This window comes from Enterobacter oligotrophicus (genome assembly GCF_009176645.1).
Lineage (GTDB): Bacteria > Pseudomonadota > Gammaproteobacteria > Enterobacterales > Enterobacteriaceae > Enterobacter > Enterobacter oligotrophicus.
In genome coordinates, this window is sequence record NZ_AP019007.1 from 117,302 (window position 1) to 132,021 (window position 14,720).

Annotated in this window: 17 protein-coding genes; 6 read left to right on the forward strand and 11 right to left on the reverse strand. The window is 53.1% G+C overall.

The window, feature by feature from the left end; genetic code table 11:
* Positions 1–241: 241 nt before the first annotated feature.
* Both EoCCA6_RS00600 and EoCCA6_RS00605 read right to left on the reverse strand, forming a co-directional pair.
* Positions 242–1,435 (reverse strand): MFS transporter, encoded by a 1,194-nt coding sequence (locus tag EoCCA6_RS00600; protein WP_152080984.1) that lies wholly within the window; start codon positions 1,433–1,435, stop codon positions 242–244.
* Between the two features lie 60 nt (positions 1,436–1,495).
* The gene (locus tag EoCCA6_RS00605; protein ID WP_152080985.1) at positions 1,496–2,623 is read right to left on the reverse strand and encodes an alpha/beta hydrolase; all 1,128 of its coding nucleotides are present in this window, start codon (positions 2,621–2,623) and stop codon (positions 1,496–1,498) included.
* A gap of 114 nt (positions 2,624–2,737) precedes the next feature.
* Here EoCCA6_RS00605 and EoCCA6_RS00610 point away from each other — a divergent pair, with 114 nt between their 5' ends.
* Entirely contained in the window at positions 2,738–3,622 is an 885-nt protein-coding gene (locus EoCCA6_RS00610) for a LysR family transcriptional regulator (protein ID WP_152084371.1), read from the forward strand.
* Positions 3,623–3,731: 109 nt separating this feature from the next.
* On the opposite strand, the gene EoCCA6_RS00615 is transcribed toward EoCCA6_RS00610, so the two are convergent.
* Both EoCCA6_RS00615 and EoCCA6_RS00620 read right to left on the reverse strand, forming a co-directional pair.
* Positions 3,732–4,175: a cell envelope integrity TolA C-terminal domain-containing protein gene (locus EoCCA6_RS00615; protein WP_152084372.1), complete on the reverse strand. Its 444-nt coding sequence runs from the start codon at positions 4,173–4,175 to the stop codon at positions 3,732–3,734.
* Positions 4,176–4,286: 111 nt separating this feature from the next.
* Positions 4,287–4,955, reverse strand: coding sequence for an epoxyqueuosine reductase QueH (locus EoCCA6_RS00620; protein WP_152080986.1), 669 nt, complete (start codon positions 4,953–4,955; stop codon positions 4,287–4,289).
* Between the two features lie 192 nt (positions 4,956–5,147).
* Here EoCCA6_RS00620 and EoCCA6_RS00625 point away from each other — a divergent pair, with 192 nt between their 5' ends.
* Together EoCCA6_RS00625 and EoCCA6_RS00630 are read left to right on the forward strand one after the other, a co-directional pair.
* Complete coding sequence (locus tag EoCCA6_RS00625) at positions 5,148–5,462, forward strand: ArsR/SmtB family transcription factor (RefSeq protein WP_152080987.1); 315 nt, start codon at positions 5,148–5,150, stop codon at positions 5,460–5,462.
* The gene (locus EoCCA6_RS00630) at positions 5,463–5,990 is read left to right on the forward strand and encodes a rhodanese family protein (protein ID WP_152080988.1); all 528 of its coding nucleotides are present in this window, start codon (positions 5,463–5,465) and stop codon (positions 5,988–5,990) included. It begins immediately after the preceding gene.
* Positions 5,991–6,140: 150 nt separating this feature from the next.
* On the opposite strand, the gene dmsD is transcribed toward EoCCA6_RS00630, so the two are convergent.
* From dmsD to EoCCA6_RS00655, 5 genes are all read right to left on the reverse strand, one after another.
* Complete coding sequence (gene dmsD, locus EoCCA6_RS00635; protein WP_152080989.1) at positions 6,141–6,755, reverse strand: Tat proofreading chaperone DmsD; 615 nt, start codon at positions 6,753–6,755, stop codon at positions 6,141–6,143.
* A gap of 40 nt (positions 6,756–6,795) precedes the next feature.
* Positions 6,796–7,650, reverse strand: coding sequence for a dimethyl sulfoxide reductase anchor subunit family protein (locus tag EoCCA6_RS00640; RefSeq protein WP_152080990.1), 855 nt, complete (start codon positions 7,648–7,650; stop codon positions 6,796–6,798).
* Position 7,651: 1 nt separating this feature from the next.
* Entirely contained in the window at positions 7,652–8,269 is a 618-nt protein-coding gene (locus EoCCA6_RS00645) for a DMSO/selenate family reductase complex B subunit (RefSeq protein WP_152080991.1), read from the reverse strand.
* A 10-nt stretch (positions 8,270–8,279) separates the two neighbouring features.
* Positions 8,280–10,718, reverse strand: coding sequence for a selenate/tellurate reductase subunit YnfE (ynfE, locus tag EoCCA6_RS00650; RefSeq protein ID WP_152080992.1), 2,439 nt, complete (start codon positions 10,716–10,718; stop codon positions 8,280–8,282).
* Between the two features lie 135 nt (positions 10,719–10,853).
* Positions 10,854–11,159, reverse strand: a complete 306-nt coding sequence (locus EoCCA6_RS00655; protein WP_152080993.1) for a DUF1161 domain-containing protein — start codon at positions 11,157–11,159, stop codon at positions 10,854–10,856.
* 138 nt (positions 11,160–11,297) lie between these two features.
* Between EoCCA6_RS00655 and EoCCA6_RS00660 the strand changes: the two genes are divergently transcribed.
* Entirely contained in the window at positions 11,298–11,975 is a 678-nt protein-coding gene (locus EoCCA6_RS00660; protein ID WP_420841613.1) for a YnfC family lipoprotein, read from the forward strand.
* 16 nt (positions 11,976–11,991) lie between these two features.
* On the opposite strand, the gene speG is transcribed toward EoCCA6_RS00660, so the two are convergent.
* Both speG and EoCCA6_RS00670 read right to left on the reverse strand, forming a co-directional pair.
* A complete protein-coding gene (speG, locus tag EoCCA6_RS00665) occupies positions 11,992–12,552 on the reverse strand; it encodes a spermidine N1-acetyltransferase (RefSeq protein WP_152080994.1) in 561 nt (186 codons plus the stop codon).
* 15 nt (positions 12,553–12,567) lie between these two features.
* Entirely contained in the window at positions 12,568–12,906 is a 339-nt protein-coding gene (locus EoCCA6_RS00670; protein WP_152080995.1) for a DUF1283 family protein, read from the reverse strand.
* A gap of 153 nt (positions 12,907–13,059) precedes the next feature.
* Here EoCCA6_RS00670 and EoCCA6_RS00675 point away from each other — a divergent pair, with 153 nt between their 5' ends.
* Complete coding sequence (locus EoCCA6_RS00675; RefSeq protein ID WP_152080996.1) at positions 13,060–13,386, forward strand: YnfA family protein; 327 nt, start codon at positions 13,060–13,062, stop codon at positions 13,384–13,386.
* A 111-nt stretch (positions 13,387–13,497) separates the two neighbouring features.
* Complete coding sequence (gene rspA, locus EoCCA6_RS00680) at positions 13,498–14,712, forward strand: starvation-sensing protein RspA (RefSeq protein ID WP_152080997.1); 1,215 nt, start codon at positions 13,498–13,500, stop codon at positions 14,710–14,712.
* Positions 14,713–14,720: the final 8 nt, after the last annotated feature.

Sequence of the window (14,720 nt, forward strand, 5' to 3'; positions counted from 1 at the left end):
GGGATTGGGAAGGGTTCCAGCAAAGGATAAAAATCAATAACCTTATGAAAGTAGTGAAGACCTTGTGTTAAGCCTTATGGAGTAAGGGCTGACTGCAGGGCAGGCAGAATAGTCCTAAAGACGATTCAGTCAAGTGACACTGTCACATGCTTTTTGATGAAATTCAGAGTGTGGAAGGGGGACGTTCCGTGCGCAGTGATATTGCGCTGCCCACCTTCCTGGCGCGTGGCCCTTCTTCCGACTACTGCGCGTTGGCCCGGTGACGCGATGTGACACCGGTCAGCACTACGGCACACAGGAGCAATATGCCACTCAAGGCAAACGTGCTTTGCCAGCCAAGCGAGTCGAATACGATGCCGCCCGCCGTTGATCCAAGCGCAATGGAGAGTTGGATCACTGCGACCATTAACCCGCCGCCTGCCTCGGCATCCTCTGGCAGAGCACGCGCAAGCCACGTCCACCATCCCGTCGGTGCTGCTGTTGCCAGCATGCCCCAGAAACCTAACAGCAAAGCAACGATCCACACGCTATGCCCGGCCAGGATTAACATCCCGGCGATGGCAGCCATCAGCAGTGGGATCATCATTAACGTCAGGAAAAACGCGGTGTTCAGGAACAGGGCGACGATCAGAGTGCCAGCAAAACCGGCGATACCGATGGTCAATAAAATCAGCGATAAGCCGGAGGCGCTGACAGATGTAACGGTTTCCAGAAACGGACGGACATAGGTAAACAGCGCAAACTGCCCCATAAAGAACAGTCCGCAGGCCGTCAGACCAACGGAAACCGCAGAGTGACGGAACAACCGCAGTACGCTCCTGCGCGGTGATGAGTGAGGGTTCCTGTGCATATCAGGCAAGCTAAAACACTGCCAGATGAAGGCCGCTATTGCCACCGGGACCAGGCACAAGAAGGCTCCGCGCCATCCGATGGTTGCGCCAAGATAGCTGCCAAGCGGGGCGGCCACCACCGTCGCCAGCGCGTTGCCGCCGTTGAATATCGCCAGCGCGCGGGATACCTGATGTTCAGGCACCAGGCGAATGGCCGTTGCGGCAGACATAGACCAAAATCCACCAATTGCGATACCGATTAACGCGCGGCCTGCCATATAGACCAGATAGCTGGATGCAAAGGCAATGACGATCCCCGATATCGCCATTACCAGGGTCATTCCCAGCAGGAGATGTTTACGATTCATATTCCCGGCAAGCTGAGAAAGACACAGACTGGTCAGGACCGCCAGCACGCCGGAGATGGCAATCCCCTGGCCTGCAAGCCCTTCCGGGACGCCCAAATCGCTGGCCAGAGGGGTTAGCAGGCTGACAGGCATAAATTCAGAGGCAATCAGGACAAATACGCACAAGGTCATGGCAAAAATACCGCTCCAGTGTGCATGGCCGGTATTCTGTGGTGGGGTATGGCTCAATGCAGGCATAATCAGATTTCACAAAAACGAGAAGCGAAGCCACCCGTAAAACACAGGTGGCTGAGAGGATTATTTCAGGCTGGTTTTGAAGAACTGTTCAAACTGTGCAAAAGGGATCTTCCCGGCGACGTTGTCGTATAAGTCGACATGGTTTGCGCCTGGGACAATCACCAGTTCTTTCTGTTTGCTGCCGACAGCGTTATAGGCATCTTCCGCAAAATAGCGGGAGTGGGCTTTTTCACCGGTCACGATAAGCGTCGGGATGGTGATCTCTTTGGCATAACTCAGCAGTGGCATGTTCATGAATGATAACGGCATTGTCGCGGTCCATGCGCCTGTAGAGTTAACGGAACGCGCATGGAAGCCTCGCGGCATCCGGTAATAATCAAAGAACTCCTTCAGCACCGGATTCGGGTTTGCCGGTAATGCTTCTGGCAGAATACGCTCAGCGGCGGTCACTTTGCCGTTCTCATCGACATAAATATCATGACCACCATGCGCAACGGTTCCACTTTCGGCGTCTTTCCAGCGCTGCTCGTTCAGATAGTGTAAAACCGCGCGGCGGTCAGCTGTTGAATAACGGTCTTTCCCGTCGCCGACGCCATGGCCCATTGCCCGGCTCATGTCATACATCACGCTGGTCGCGACTGCTTTCACGCGGGTGTCCATGGAGGCCGCGTTCAGCGCCATGCCGCCCCAGCCGCAGATGCCGAGGATACCGATACGATTACGGTCGACTTCCTTTTGTAAACCCAGGAAATCCACCGCTGCGCTAAAGTCCTCGGTGTTGATATCCGGAGAGGCGACGTTGCGCGGTTGACCGCCACTTTCGCCCGTGTAGGAAGGGTCGAATGCCAGCGTCACAAATCCTTGTTCAGCCATTGTTTGCGCGTAAAGACCACTGGATTGCTCTTTAACCGCGCCAAACGGTCCGCTTATGGCAATCGCTGCCAGTTTGCGCGCTCCACGGTCTTTTGGCAGGTAAAGATCGCCCACCAGGGTGATCCCGTACCGGTTCTGGAATGACACCTTACGGTGATCAACCTTGTCACTCTCCGCGAAGGTTTTGTCCCAGGTGGTAACCATTGAAACCGGCGCGTTCGGGTTGGTTGTTTCTGCATAACTCATTGTCGTCACTCCACTTAATGATGTGCATAACAGCATCGCAACTGTCAGTTTTTGGGTGAATATTTTCATAAGAGGTACCGTGTGTTGTTGTGATGGGGCCAGTATAGTTAGCAGGAATAGTGCTGATTAGAGGGCGAAAGCTGCTAAGATTCATAGCATATTGTTATAAATAGCGGAGCCATGATGGCGAAACGGGAAAACTATAATGAGCTGTACCTGTTTATGCAGGTGGTGCGGGAGGGCAGTTTCACTGCAGCAGCGCAACGGCTCGGGCTGGCGCAATCCGGGATCAGCCGTTCGGTGCGCGAGCTGGAAGAGCGGCTTGGCGTCCAGCTTCTGGTCCGCACCACGCGAAAACTGTCGCTGACTCACGCGGGGGAGCAGCTCTACAAGACAGCAGAGTCGGGATTTGATGCGCTCGATACGGGTCTGGCGACCCTGGCACATTATCGCCAGACACCGGCCGGCACGGTTCGCATTAATGCCAGCCAGCACGCTATTGATAAATGCCTCCTGCCAAAGCTCGCAATTTTCAAACAGCGTTACCCTGACATCCGGCTGGAGCTGATGAATGAGAGCCGCTTTGTCGACATTATTGCTGAGCGCTTCGATGCGGGTGTCCGGCTGGGACCAGAGGTAGGCCAGGGCATGATCGCGGTGCGCATCACGCCCGACATGGAGATGGCCGTAGTTGCCACTCCGGATCACTTTCGACGCTACGGTTTCCCGCAAACGCCTGCAGATTTAGTGGCTCATCCCTGCATTGCCTATCAGTTTGCCGACGGCAGTTTCTATCAGTGGGAACTCGTTCAGGACGGTAAGAAAATAACCCATCGGCCAGAAGGACAATGGGCCCTGTCTGACAGCTATATGGAAGCCGAAGCCGCCCGGCAGGGGTTGGGGCTGGCTTATGTTCCGGTGGAGCTGGTGGCGGATGATTTAGAACGTGGAGCGCTGATCAGAGTGTTGCAGCGCTATAGCCTGCGCATGGATGGATTGTACTTGTATTATCCGCACCGCAACGTGTCGCCAGCCCTGAGAGCGGTGATTGATACGCTGAAAATTTAGGGTAAGTCCCGGCATGAAGTGCTGATTTTCTGGGACGTGGCGTTGAATGAAAAAGGAAGTTGATCGCGTTTATGTGATTGCGATGAGCGAGGAGGTGACATTTAGATAGCTAACCGCGCATGTCGAAGCCGGATTGTTGAAAATCTCTATAGACTTCCGGATTGTTGAAGGCCGGGAATTTGGCTTTATGGGCTGCTGATTTGATCGCTTCGCAATAGGCTTTATTGCCGTTGCTGGTTGATATTTTTAAAGCCGTGCCATCCTGAGAAAATTCCATATGCAACCTGCATTTTTTCCCTTTCCAGTTTTGTGGATCATCAAGTTTGGCATTTATTGCTGCCCTGATTGCCCGCGCTTGCGCACCCCATTCATCCTGATCATCCCAGCGTCCTGAACTGCAATTACCCGTTGCCGTGGTCTTATGGCAGCCGGAAGGATGTAACGGAGCGCATCCCGCGGCCAGGCTGACCGCAATGGTCAGCAGAACGATTTTCCTTACTGTCTCAGACGATCCCACTTCTTGCCTCTCAATCCATTTGAACCTCAGCAACATTGGCATATTCTTCCGTCATTCCTGCCATATTTTCAACCACTAATTATCTGCATCAACGGGATGTTCCGAATGGGTTTTCTGAATATGTAGAGGAAATAAACGCCTCTCGTATTATTGCCCTTCATCTTCCTTACCGTAGTAAAGTTGACCGAGTTTGATGAGCGGCCTGCCTTGCGATTTACGGTGCATATTAGTATCGCGCAGTGAATAGACGCAGCCACAATACTCCTGCTGGTAAAACTGTTCGCGCTTGCTGATCTCAATCATGCGCGATGACCCTCCCTGTTTACGCCAGTTGTAATCCCAGTACACCATTCCCGGATAATGTGAGGCAGCGCGTTGTCCGCAGTCGTTAATCTGCTGCATATTCTTCCAGCGGGAAATCCCGAGCGAACTGCTGATCACGCTGAACCCATTTTCTGCGGCATACAGCGCTGTGCGCTCAAAGCGCATATCAAAGCACATGGTGCACCGAACGCCGCGCTCAGGCTCCCACTCCATTCCTTTCGCGCGATCAAACCAGTTGTCGGTGTCATAATCTGCATCGACAAAAGGCACACCATGTTTCTTGGCGAAACGAATATTCTCCTCCTTACGGATGAGATATTCTTTCTGCGGATGAATGTTCGGATTGTAGAAGTAAATGGTGTAATCAATGCCCGACGCCTGGATGGCTTCCATTACCTCACCGGAACAGGGGGCGCAACACGAGTGCAACAACAATTTATCTGCGCCGTTTGGAAGTTGTAGTTTCGGTCGTTCAAATTTAGCTATAGCCATCAGTCATTTTATTCAGGAAAAGTATGGTTGCAGAAATTGTAGCATTTAAAAGAGTGCTGTAAGAAATGCGATAAGTATCAGGAAGGTCCGCTGTGAGCGAACAGTAAACATCCTGAGACCCTAAATTTTTTGATTGCGTGTGTACCCTCTTTGATTTAGGGTATTCTAAATTTAGATAAATCTAAAATTAAGATGAAAGAGACTCAACTTTTCCAATTACAAGAAGGCGCTTCACAGGCAACAACGTTGCTTAAGTCGATGAGTAACAGCAATCGTCTGCTAATTCTTTGTGTTCTCATTGATAAACCAGGTACTTCATCGGGTGAGTTAGGGCAACTGACCGGCCTTACGCCTTCCGCAACCTCTCAACATCTGGCGAAAATGAAAGAAGATGGTTTGGTTGAGTCAAAAAGAGTGGCGCAAAGAGTGAACTACTTCATCAAAAACGATGCGGTGGAAAAAATTATCTCCACTTTGAAAGACATTTACTGTCCTGAGGGTTTTTAAATGACATCAGAATCAGTATCTCCACAAGAGGCCCAAAGACTTATTGAGCAAGGCGCTGTGCTCATTGATATCCGAGACCGCGCTGAATACTTGCGTGAGCACATACCCTATGCGCTCTCACTTCCACTCGCTGATATTACAGCGGATAAAACGGTAGTAAGTGCAGAGCGCCAGCCTGTCATTTTTCATTGCCTGACAGGAATGCGTACAGCTCAAAATGCCCATGTACTCACGAAAGCAGCTAGCCCTGCGCCGGTTTTACTGATGGCAGGAGGTATTAATGCGTGGAAGAGCGCCGGCCTCCCTACTATTGAAGACAAAAAGCAACCGTTGCCTGTCATGAGGCAAGTTCAGATTGTTGCGGGCACCCTTATTCTTACGGGGGTTGTTTTGGGGTACACCATTGATAGCAGGCTATTTCTTCTGTCAGGCTTTGTAGGTGCAGGATTACTTTTTGCAGGGTTGAGTGGTCTATGTGGGATGGCGAGTTTGTTGTTAAAAATGCCATGGAACAGACCTGCGAAATAGAAATTAATTTAAGTCACTGTAATAAATTTTATGCTCGCTGTTGGCTGTGAGTTCAACTGGTCGATGTAATGCCACCAGAGTGCAAAAGTTTTCGGTATTCAGTAGCTGGAAGGCCTGGCTTGCCCACCATCAGTGGGCAAACCAGGGTGATTAACGGTATAACGGCTTATCCGCAACCGGAATAAACAAGGTGGATTGCCAGTCCGCGAGCGTGAGCTGCGCGAGTTTGCCAAGCGCCGTGTAGAACGGATGAGCGGCATTTTCGACAAAGACTGAAAGAAAACGCGTGCTCCACGGCAGTAAATGCCAGGCCAGAAGCTGGTCACGTTCTGTATGGTGACCATTTTCCGCAAGCCATGCAGCCAGCAGCAGTAACGTACCAAAGTGATCTTCCGGCTCGTTCTGCTGCATTTCAAAAGCAATATTGTTTTCGCGCATCCACTGGCGTAGCGCCAGAGTGGAGTCGCCAAACAGGACAGATTCGCGGTCTAACCAGACGGAGCCCCACGGCGGCGCGGGCAGGGCGTAGGGGCCAATAAACAGACGTTGCCAGGCGTCTGTCAGCGTTTCACTGGCAGGGGTTTTAAAACCTTCCGCAACGGGGTGCAGCACTTCCTGTGCCAGTGGCCAGTCCTGCACCCAGTCACCGTGGGTAAGGGCATTTACCAGCGGTGCGGTTTGCTCGCTGGTCGGGGAAAAATAAAAAAGCGCACCCAGCACCCTGGCGCTGAAAGCGAACAACTCACGATCTGATACTTCATTCATTACAACGTTCCTTACTCACGCACGGCTTGCCGCGCGTATGTTAACCCGCAATTGCCACACCTGTGGTCATGTGCAGTCCATAGAATAGCCCACGGCCAATCAGCTCACCCAGCACCACCAGTACCACACCTGCACAAAGGCCGAGGGTTTTTGGCTCCTGACGACGAATAAGCGGGCACAGCCAGCAGCCTAATCCGGCGGCGACCAGCACGAGACGCCAGATCTGCAATGAACCATAATCAGGTAGCAGGGCGCTTGCCTGCTGAACCGAGCTGTGGATCGTCGCCAGATCGTTACTTTGCAGCACAATGACAGCCACGCTGATTAACAACGCCAGCGCGCTTAGCGCTGCGGTACGTGTGCCTTTAAAACTCGCTCCGGCGACGCGAAGTAACAGAGCGGCAAACAGCGGCCCTCCCAGAACCAGCGTCAGGAAGAAGGCCAGCGTGGTGTAACCTGTATACCAGGTTGGCACGGTATCGATTTGATACACACGGGTCATGGCCCAGACAAAGACAATCCCCAGAACCTGGCTGACGATCATCCAGATTTTCCCCAGAGCTGCGGGCATTTTACCGATGACGGAGACCAGCCACCAGAATCCGCCGACGGCAAAGAAAACGGAACCTGCGGCGATCTCATTACTGAGCGCTGAGGCACCGACGCGGTTCAGGGAGTTAAATGCGCGTAGCGGCGAACCGAGATGCAGCACCGAGGCCAAAAAGCCAATCGCCATCACCACCCAGAGAAAGAACATGCTACGTACAATGCGTAATTTTATCGCCTCGTCTTTTTCTTTGAACCAGGCAAAGCCGCTTACGATTAACGCGCCGGCCACGCATTGCCCAAAGACGGTGAAGATCACCAGCGGCCATTCATGCCATCCACTTCCCATCTCACACCTCCTTCGGGTTTGCCAGATAGCCGGTGGTGTCACCCGTCGGGCGGCTGTTGGCGTTAGGTTTAATCACAATGCCCGGCTTCGTGAAGTGCGCGGACGGCAGCGGTGCCACCGCAGCAAGCTGGCCGTGTTTTTTGCGCAGTTCGTCTATCGGGCCAAAGTCCAGCGCACGCAGCGGGCAGGATTCCACGCAGATCGGCTTTTTACCGTCCGCCACGCGGGTGTGGCAGCCATCGCACTTGGTCATATGCCCTTTGGCGGCATTGTACTGCGGCGCGCCGTACGGGCAGGCCATATGGCAGTAGCGACAGCCGATGCAGACATCTTCATCCACCACCACAAAACCGTCGTCGCGCTTGTGCATCGCACCGCTCGGGCAGACTTTGGTACACGCCGGATCTTCGCAGTGGTTACAGGCAATCGACAGGTAATAGGCAAAGACGTTCTGATGCCAGACGCCGTTGTCCTCCTGCCAGTCACCGCCCGCGTATTCATAAATACGACGGAAACTGACATCCGGCGTTAAGTCTTTGTAATCTTTACAGGCCAGCTCGCAGGTTTTGCAACCGGTACAACGGCTGGAATCAATGAAAAATCCATACTGGGTTGTCATCGGTTACTCCTTACACCTTCTCGATCTGCACCAGGTTCGTGTGCTGCGGGTTGCCTTTCGCCAGCGGTGACGGGCGGTGCGTGGTTAACGTGTTGATGCACGAACCGTGATCAATGCGATCGCCGTTCATGTCAGCGTCGTGCCAGGCTCCCTGGCCCATCGCACTCACGCCGGGCATGATGCGTGGCGTAACTTTCGCCGGAATACGCACCTCGCCGCGATCGTTAAAGACGCGGACCATATCACCGTTCTTAATGCCGCGTTTGTCGGCATCAAGCGGGTTAAGCCAGACTTCCTGGCGGCAGGCGGCCTGAAGGACATCGACATTGCCGTAGCTGGAATGCGTGCGGGCCTTGAAGTGGAAACCGAACATCTGTAGCGGGAATTTGCTGCGCTCAGGGGCATCCCAGCCGTCAAAGGTGGAGGCATAAACGGGCAGTGGGGTGATCGTTTCATCTTTTTCCAGCTCCCAGGTGGCAGCGATAGTTGCCAGCTTGCTGGAGTAAATCTCAATCTTACCCGACGGGGTTTTTAATGGATTCGCGTCCGGGTCATCGCGGAATTTCTTATAAGCCACAAAGTGTCCAGCCGGATCTTTGCGCTTGTAGATGCCCATTTTTTTCAGCGCGTCATAGGACGGCAGTTGCGGATCTTTTTCGAGCATTTTGGCGTACAGATACTGCAACCACTGTTCCTGAGTCCGGCCTTCGGTGAAACGCTGGTGGATATCCGGCCCGAGGCGTTTCGCCACCTCGCTCATGATCCAGTAGATTGGTTTACGCTCAAACTTCGGCGCGGTAACGGGCTGCAGGAAAATCAGATAGCCCATATTGCCTGCATAATCGTTAGGAATGATGTCTTCCTGCTCAACGGTCATTAAATCCGGCAGCAGAATATCGGCATATTTTGCCGATGAGGTCATGAAGTTGTCGATCACCACGATCATTTCGCACTTGCTCTCGTCCTGCAAAATGTCGTGAGTTTTATTGATATCGGAGTGCTGGTTAATGATGGTGTTACCGGCGTAGTTCCAGATGAACTTGATCGGCACATCCAGCTTGTCTTTGCCGCGCACACCATCGCGCAGGGCGGTCATTTCCGGGCCACGGGCGATGGCATCTGTCCAGCTAAAACAGGAGATCTGCGTTTTCACCGGGTTATCCGGTAACGGCATACGTTCGATGGTGATGGTGTAGGTGGATTCACGCGCGCCGCTGTTCCCGCCGTTGATCCCCACATTACCGGTGAGGATCGGCAGCATTGCGATGGCGCGAGAGGTTTGCTCACCGTTGGCCTGGCGCTGTGGACCCCAGCCCTGGCAAATGTAGGCCGGTTTAGCGGAGCCGATTTCGCGAGCCAGCTTAATGATTCTGTCTGCAGGAATGCCGGTAATGCGGGCGGCCCACTCCGGCGTTTTGGCCGTGTTGTCATCACCCTGACCGAGGACCCAGGCTTTGTAGTGTCCGTTTGCTGGCGCACCTTCCGGCAGCGTTTTTTCATCGTAGCCGACGCAGTATTTATCGAGGAAAGGCTGGTCGACAAGGTTTTCGGTGATCAAGACCCACGCAAGCGCGCTTACCAGCGCGGCGTCCGTCCCCGGACGGATAGGTATCCACTCGTCCTCACGGCCTGCGGCAGTGTCGGTATAGCGTGGATCGATAACAATCATCCGCGCATTAGAACGTTCACGCGCCTGTTCAAGGTAATAGGTAATCCCGCCGCCGCTCATACGCGTTTCCGCCGGATTGTTGCCGAACATCACCACCAGTTTTGTGTTTTCGATATCCGAGGTGCTGTTGCCCTCATTACTGCCGTAGGTGTAAGGCATCGCGCAGGCGATTTGCGCGGTACTGTAGGTTCCATAGTGGCTTAAAAAACCGCCGTAGCAATTCATCAGACGTGCCACCAGCGAAGCATAAGGGGAGGAGCGGGTGATATTGCCGCCAACAATTCCGGATGAGTAGTTAATGTAGACCGCTTCGTTGCCGTATTTGTCTACCACACCTTTCAGGCTGTGGGCGATCGTATCCAGCGCTTCTTCCCAGGAGATGCGCTCGAACTTACCTTCACCCCGTTTCCCCACGCGCTTCATCGGGTAGTTCAGACGGTCCGGGTGGTTGATGCGGCGGCGAATGGAACGACCGCGCAGGCAGGCGCGCACCTGGTGGTTGCCGTAAATATCATCACCGGTATTGTCGGTTTCGACCCAGTATACTTCGTCATCACGCACGTGAAGGCGCAGCGCGCAACGGCTCCCGCAGTTTACAGAGCAGGCACCCCAGACGACTTTATCTTCAGCCGGTTGCATGGCGTTTTGCACCGCGGCAGCGGCACTTTTCAAACCAAACGGTAATGACAGCCCTCCGGCGGCAAGCGCCAGTGAACTTATTGCGGTGGATTTAACCAGAGTTCGACGGCTAATCCCGCCGTGATGTTCAACATCGGACATGACTCACCCCATCATTGTTATTACGTATTATTTTCACCCGTGATTACAACCGGGCTAATGATGGGGTGAATGTTACTTATTTGGGGGTATTAAATATTAATCCTCGTCAACTGAAAGGGTATTGAGTCGAGAAAATCATTGTGGTTCAGCGGGGGCGTTATCCTGAGTACCCGCGCCGCTGACCGGATAGTTACCGCTACTTGTGCGGGTGTACAAAATTTTGAAGGTATCATTGGCACAATGCCCAACCACCTGTGCATCAGGCTGATCGGCCTGATCGTTAGGGACGATGTTGAGCGTAAAGCCGGACTCCGGCACGCCGTTGTTAATGATCTTCTGCTGGATGTCGCTTTTCACGCGCTCGCAGGAATCGGGGGCAGCCAGTACGGCCGGTGATGCACTCAACATCAGCAGGGCGGTAATCCAGGTTAACCGTTTCATCTGTAGCTCCTTTTCTCTGTGTGTAGATTAATTTTAGCAGGGTTCGTGTAAACATCTGTATTTGCTAATATGATTGGGAATAATCTTTCTGTATCGGTAAATGATGTGAAGAAATACGCAGCAATAGCGCTTTTGACGATGGTACTGGTGGGATGTGATAACAATTCCGCGCCGTTGTCATTTACGCCGGAAATGGCCAGCTTCTCAAACGAATTTGACTTTGATCCTCTGCGCGGACCGGTCAAAGACTTTACCCAGACCCTGTTTAACGACAAGGGGGAGGTCTCAAAACGCGTGACCGGCACCCTGTCGACGGAAGGGTGTTTCGATACCCTGGAGCTGCACGATCTGGAGGCCAATACCGGCGTCGCACTGGTACTGGATGCGAACTATTATCTTGATGCTGAAACCCAGCAGCAGAAAGTGAAGCTGCAGGGGAAATGCCAGCTTGCGGAATTACCTTCAGCGGGTGTGACGTGGGACACCGACGACAATGGCTTCGTGGTGGCGGCGCACGGTAAAGAGATGGAAGTCAAATATCGCTACGACACCGACGGCTATCCGCTGGGCAAAACGACCGTATCCGGAGATCAACACTTATCCGTCCAGTCGACGCCATCAAAGGATCTGCGTAAACGAATGGATTACACGGCGGTGAGTGTGCTGAACGATAAACCAATGGGCAATGTGAAGCAGAGCTGCGACTACGACAGGCATAACAACCCGGTGAGCTGCGATCTGGTGATCGTCGATGACAGCGTAAAACCTGCCATTGAGCGCAAATACACCATTAAAAACAGCATTGATTACTATTGAGTAAGAGCCGCGCAGATTACTGCGCGGTCGGTTTCAGCAGGCTGGCACCTGACGATTTATGCCCGGCCAGATGTTGATGCTGGAAGATGCACATGCGAATGGTGTTGCGATACTCGCCATTGATAAAGAACTCATGGATCAGTTCGCCCTCTACCATAAAGCCCAGTTTACGGTAAATGTGGATCGCTTTTTCGTTCTCTTTATCCACGATGAGGTAGAGCTTGTAGAGATTCAGGACGTTAAATCCGTAATCCATCGCCAGCTTTGCCGCCCGTGTGGCGAGACCTTTTCCCTGATGTTCCGGGGAAATAATGATCTGGAACTCTGCCCGACGATGAACGTGGTTAATCTCAACCAGTTCGACCAGACCGGCTTTTTCACCTTCGCACTCCACCACAAAACGACGTTCGCTTTGATCGTGAATGTGTTTGTCATAAAGATCGGACAGCTCGACAAACGCCTCGTAAGGCTCTTCGAACCAGTAGCGCATCACACTGGCATTGTTGTCGAGCTGGTGGACGAAGCGCAGATCCTCGCGCTCCAGCGGACGAAGTTTAACGTCTGATATATCAGCCATTTTCACTCCGCGAGATTAAGGTGCAACCGTGCGGCCGGTACGACGATCCAGGCAGCGCAGGGTGTTTGGCTCCCAGTAGGCATTGACGTTAGCACTTTGCTGGCACTTATCACGCGCATCAAAGGCGACATCTTCTTTATCCCACTCTTTTTCAGCACGTTTGTTCACTTTCTGACGAAGGCTGCGGGTGTCATTCCATTGTTCTTTGTCCATGGCGGCGTTCTGACGGCTTTGCGCACTGTCACCAGATTCAATAATGAGCTTGCTGGTTTCGGCAGTCGCTGCTGCGGCAAAGGTGAACGTTGACAGCGCGAGCAGCGCTGTCAGACAAAGGCGTTTGCTTAATGTAGTCATAGCGTGTTCCTTTAAAAACGATGCAGATATGCGGTATACCCAATCCGAATTCTACACCAAACCGAAATGTCGGCATACCCGCGCCGCAGGTATGGAAAAGTAAAGGCTATTATCGGGTATGATGTTTAAATCAATCCTCACATAACCTCAAACATGTTCAAAACGACACTGTTATTTTTTGCCACCGCGCTGTGTGAAATCATCGGTTGCTTTTTACCCTGGCTCTGGCTGAAGAAGGGGGGAACGGTGCTGCTGCTTGTCCCGGCGGGTGTGGCTCTGGCGCTGTTTGTCTGGCTGTTAACGCTGCATCCGGCCGCCAGCGGGCGGGTCTATGCTGCTTATGGCGGCGTGTATGTCTGCACAGCGCTGCTATGGCTGCGCGTGGTCGATGGCGTCAAACTTAGCGTATACGACTGGGCTGGTGCAGGGGTTGCGCTGTGCGGCATGCTGATCATTGTGGCAGGCTGGGGGCGCGCTTAAGCGCCCTCGTTTTGTGATCGCTCGCTGATTTTATGATCATTATACTTGTATGGTAGTAGTGTAGTTGCGTAAATTTCCTGCATCACAACGAACGATGTAAGGAACTGGATTATGAAGATTGTCGGGGCTGAAGTTTTTGTTACCTGCCCAGGGCGTAACTTTGTCACCCTAAAAATCACCACCGACGAGGGGATCGTCGGTCTTGGTGATGCCACACTGAACGGACGTGAACTCTCCGTTGCCTCTTACCTGAAAGACCACCTCTGCCCGCAGCTGATTGGCCGCGATGCGCACCGTATCGAAGATATCTGGCAGTTCTTCTACAAAGGCGCTTACTGGCGTCGCGGCCCGGTCACTATGTCGGCGATCTCCGCTGTGGATATGGCGCTGTGGGATATCAAAGCGAAAGCCGCCAACATGCCGCTGTACCAGCTTTTGGGCGGCGCATCCCGCGAAGGGGTGATGGTCTATTGCCACACAACCGGCCACACCATTGATGACGTGCTGGAAGATTACGCCCGTCACAAAGAGATGGGCTTTAAGGCTATCCGTGTTCAGTGCGGTGTGCCAGGGATGAAAACCACCTACGGCATGTCCAAAGGGAAAGGGCTGGCCTATGAGCCTGCCACCAAAGGTAACTGGCCGGAAGAGCAGCTCTGGTCTACTGAGAAGTACCTCGACTTCACGCCGAAACTGTTTGATGCGGTGCGCAGCAAATTTGGTTTCCATGAACATTTGCTACACGACATGCACCACCGCCTGACGCCTATCGAAGCGGCGCGCTTTGGTAAAAGCATTGAAGAGTTCCGCATGTTCTGGATGGAAGATCCAACCCCTGCGGAAAACCAGGAATGTTTCCGTCTCATCCGCCAGCACACCGTTACGCCGATCGCCGTGGGCGAGGTGTTCAACAGCATCTGGGACTGCAAACAGCTTATCGAAGAACAGCTTATCGACTACATCCGCACCACCATTACTCATGCGGGCGGCATCACGGGGATGCGTCGTATTGCGGACTTCGCCTCACTCTACCAGGTGCGTACCGGTTCACACGGCCCGTCAGATCTGTCGCCGATTTGCCACGCTGCCGCGCTGCATTTCGACCTGTGGGTGCCGAACTTTGGCGTACAGGAATATATGGGCTACTCCGAGCAGATGCTGGAAGTCTTCCCGCACAGCTGGAGCTTCGACAACGGCTATATGCACCCAGGCGATAAACCAGGGCTGGGCATTGAGTTTGACGAAAAACTGGCGGCGAAATATCCATACGACCCGGCTTACCTGCCCGTAGCTCGCCTTGAAGATGGCACCCTGTGGAACTGGTAAAAGGAGTG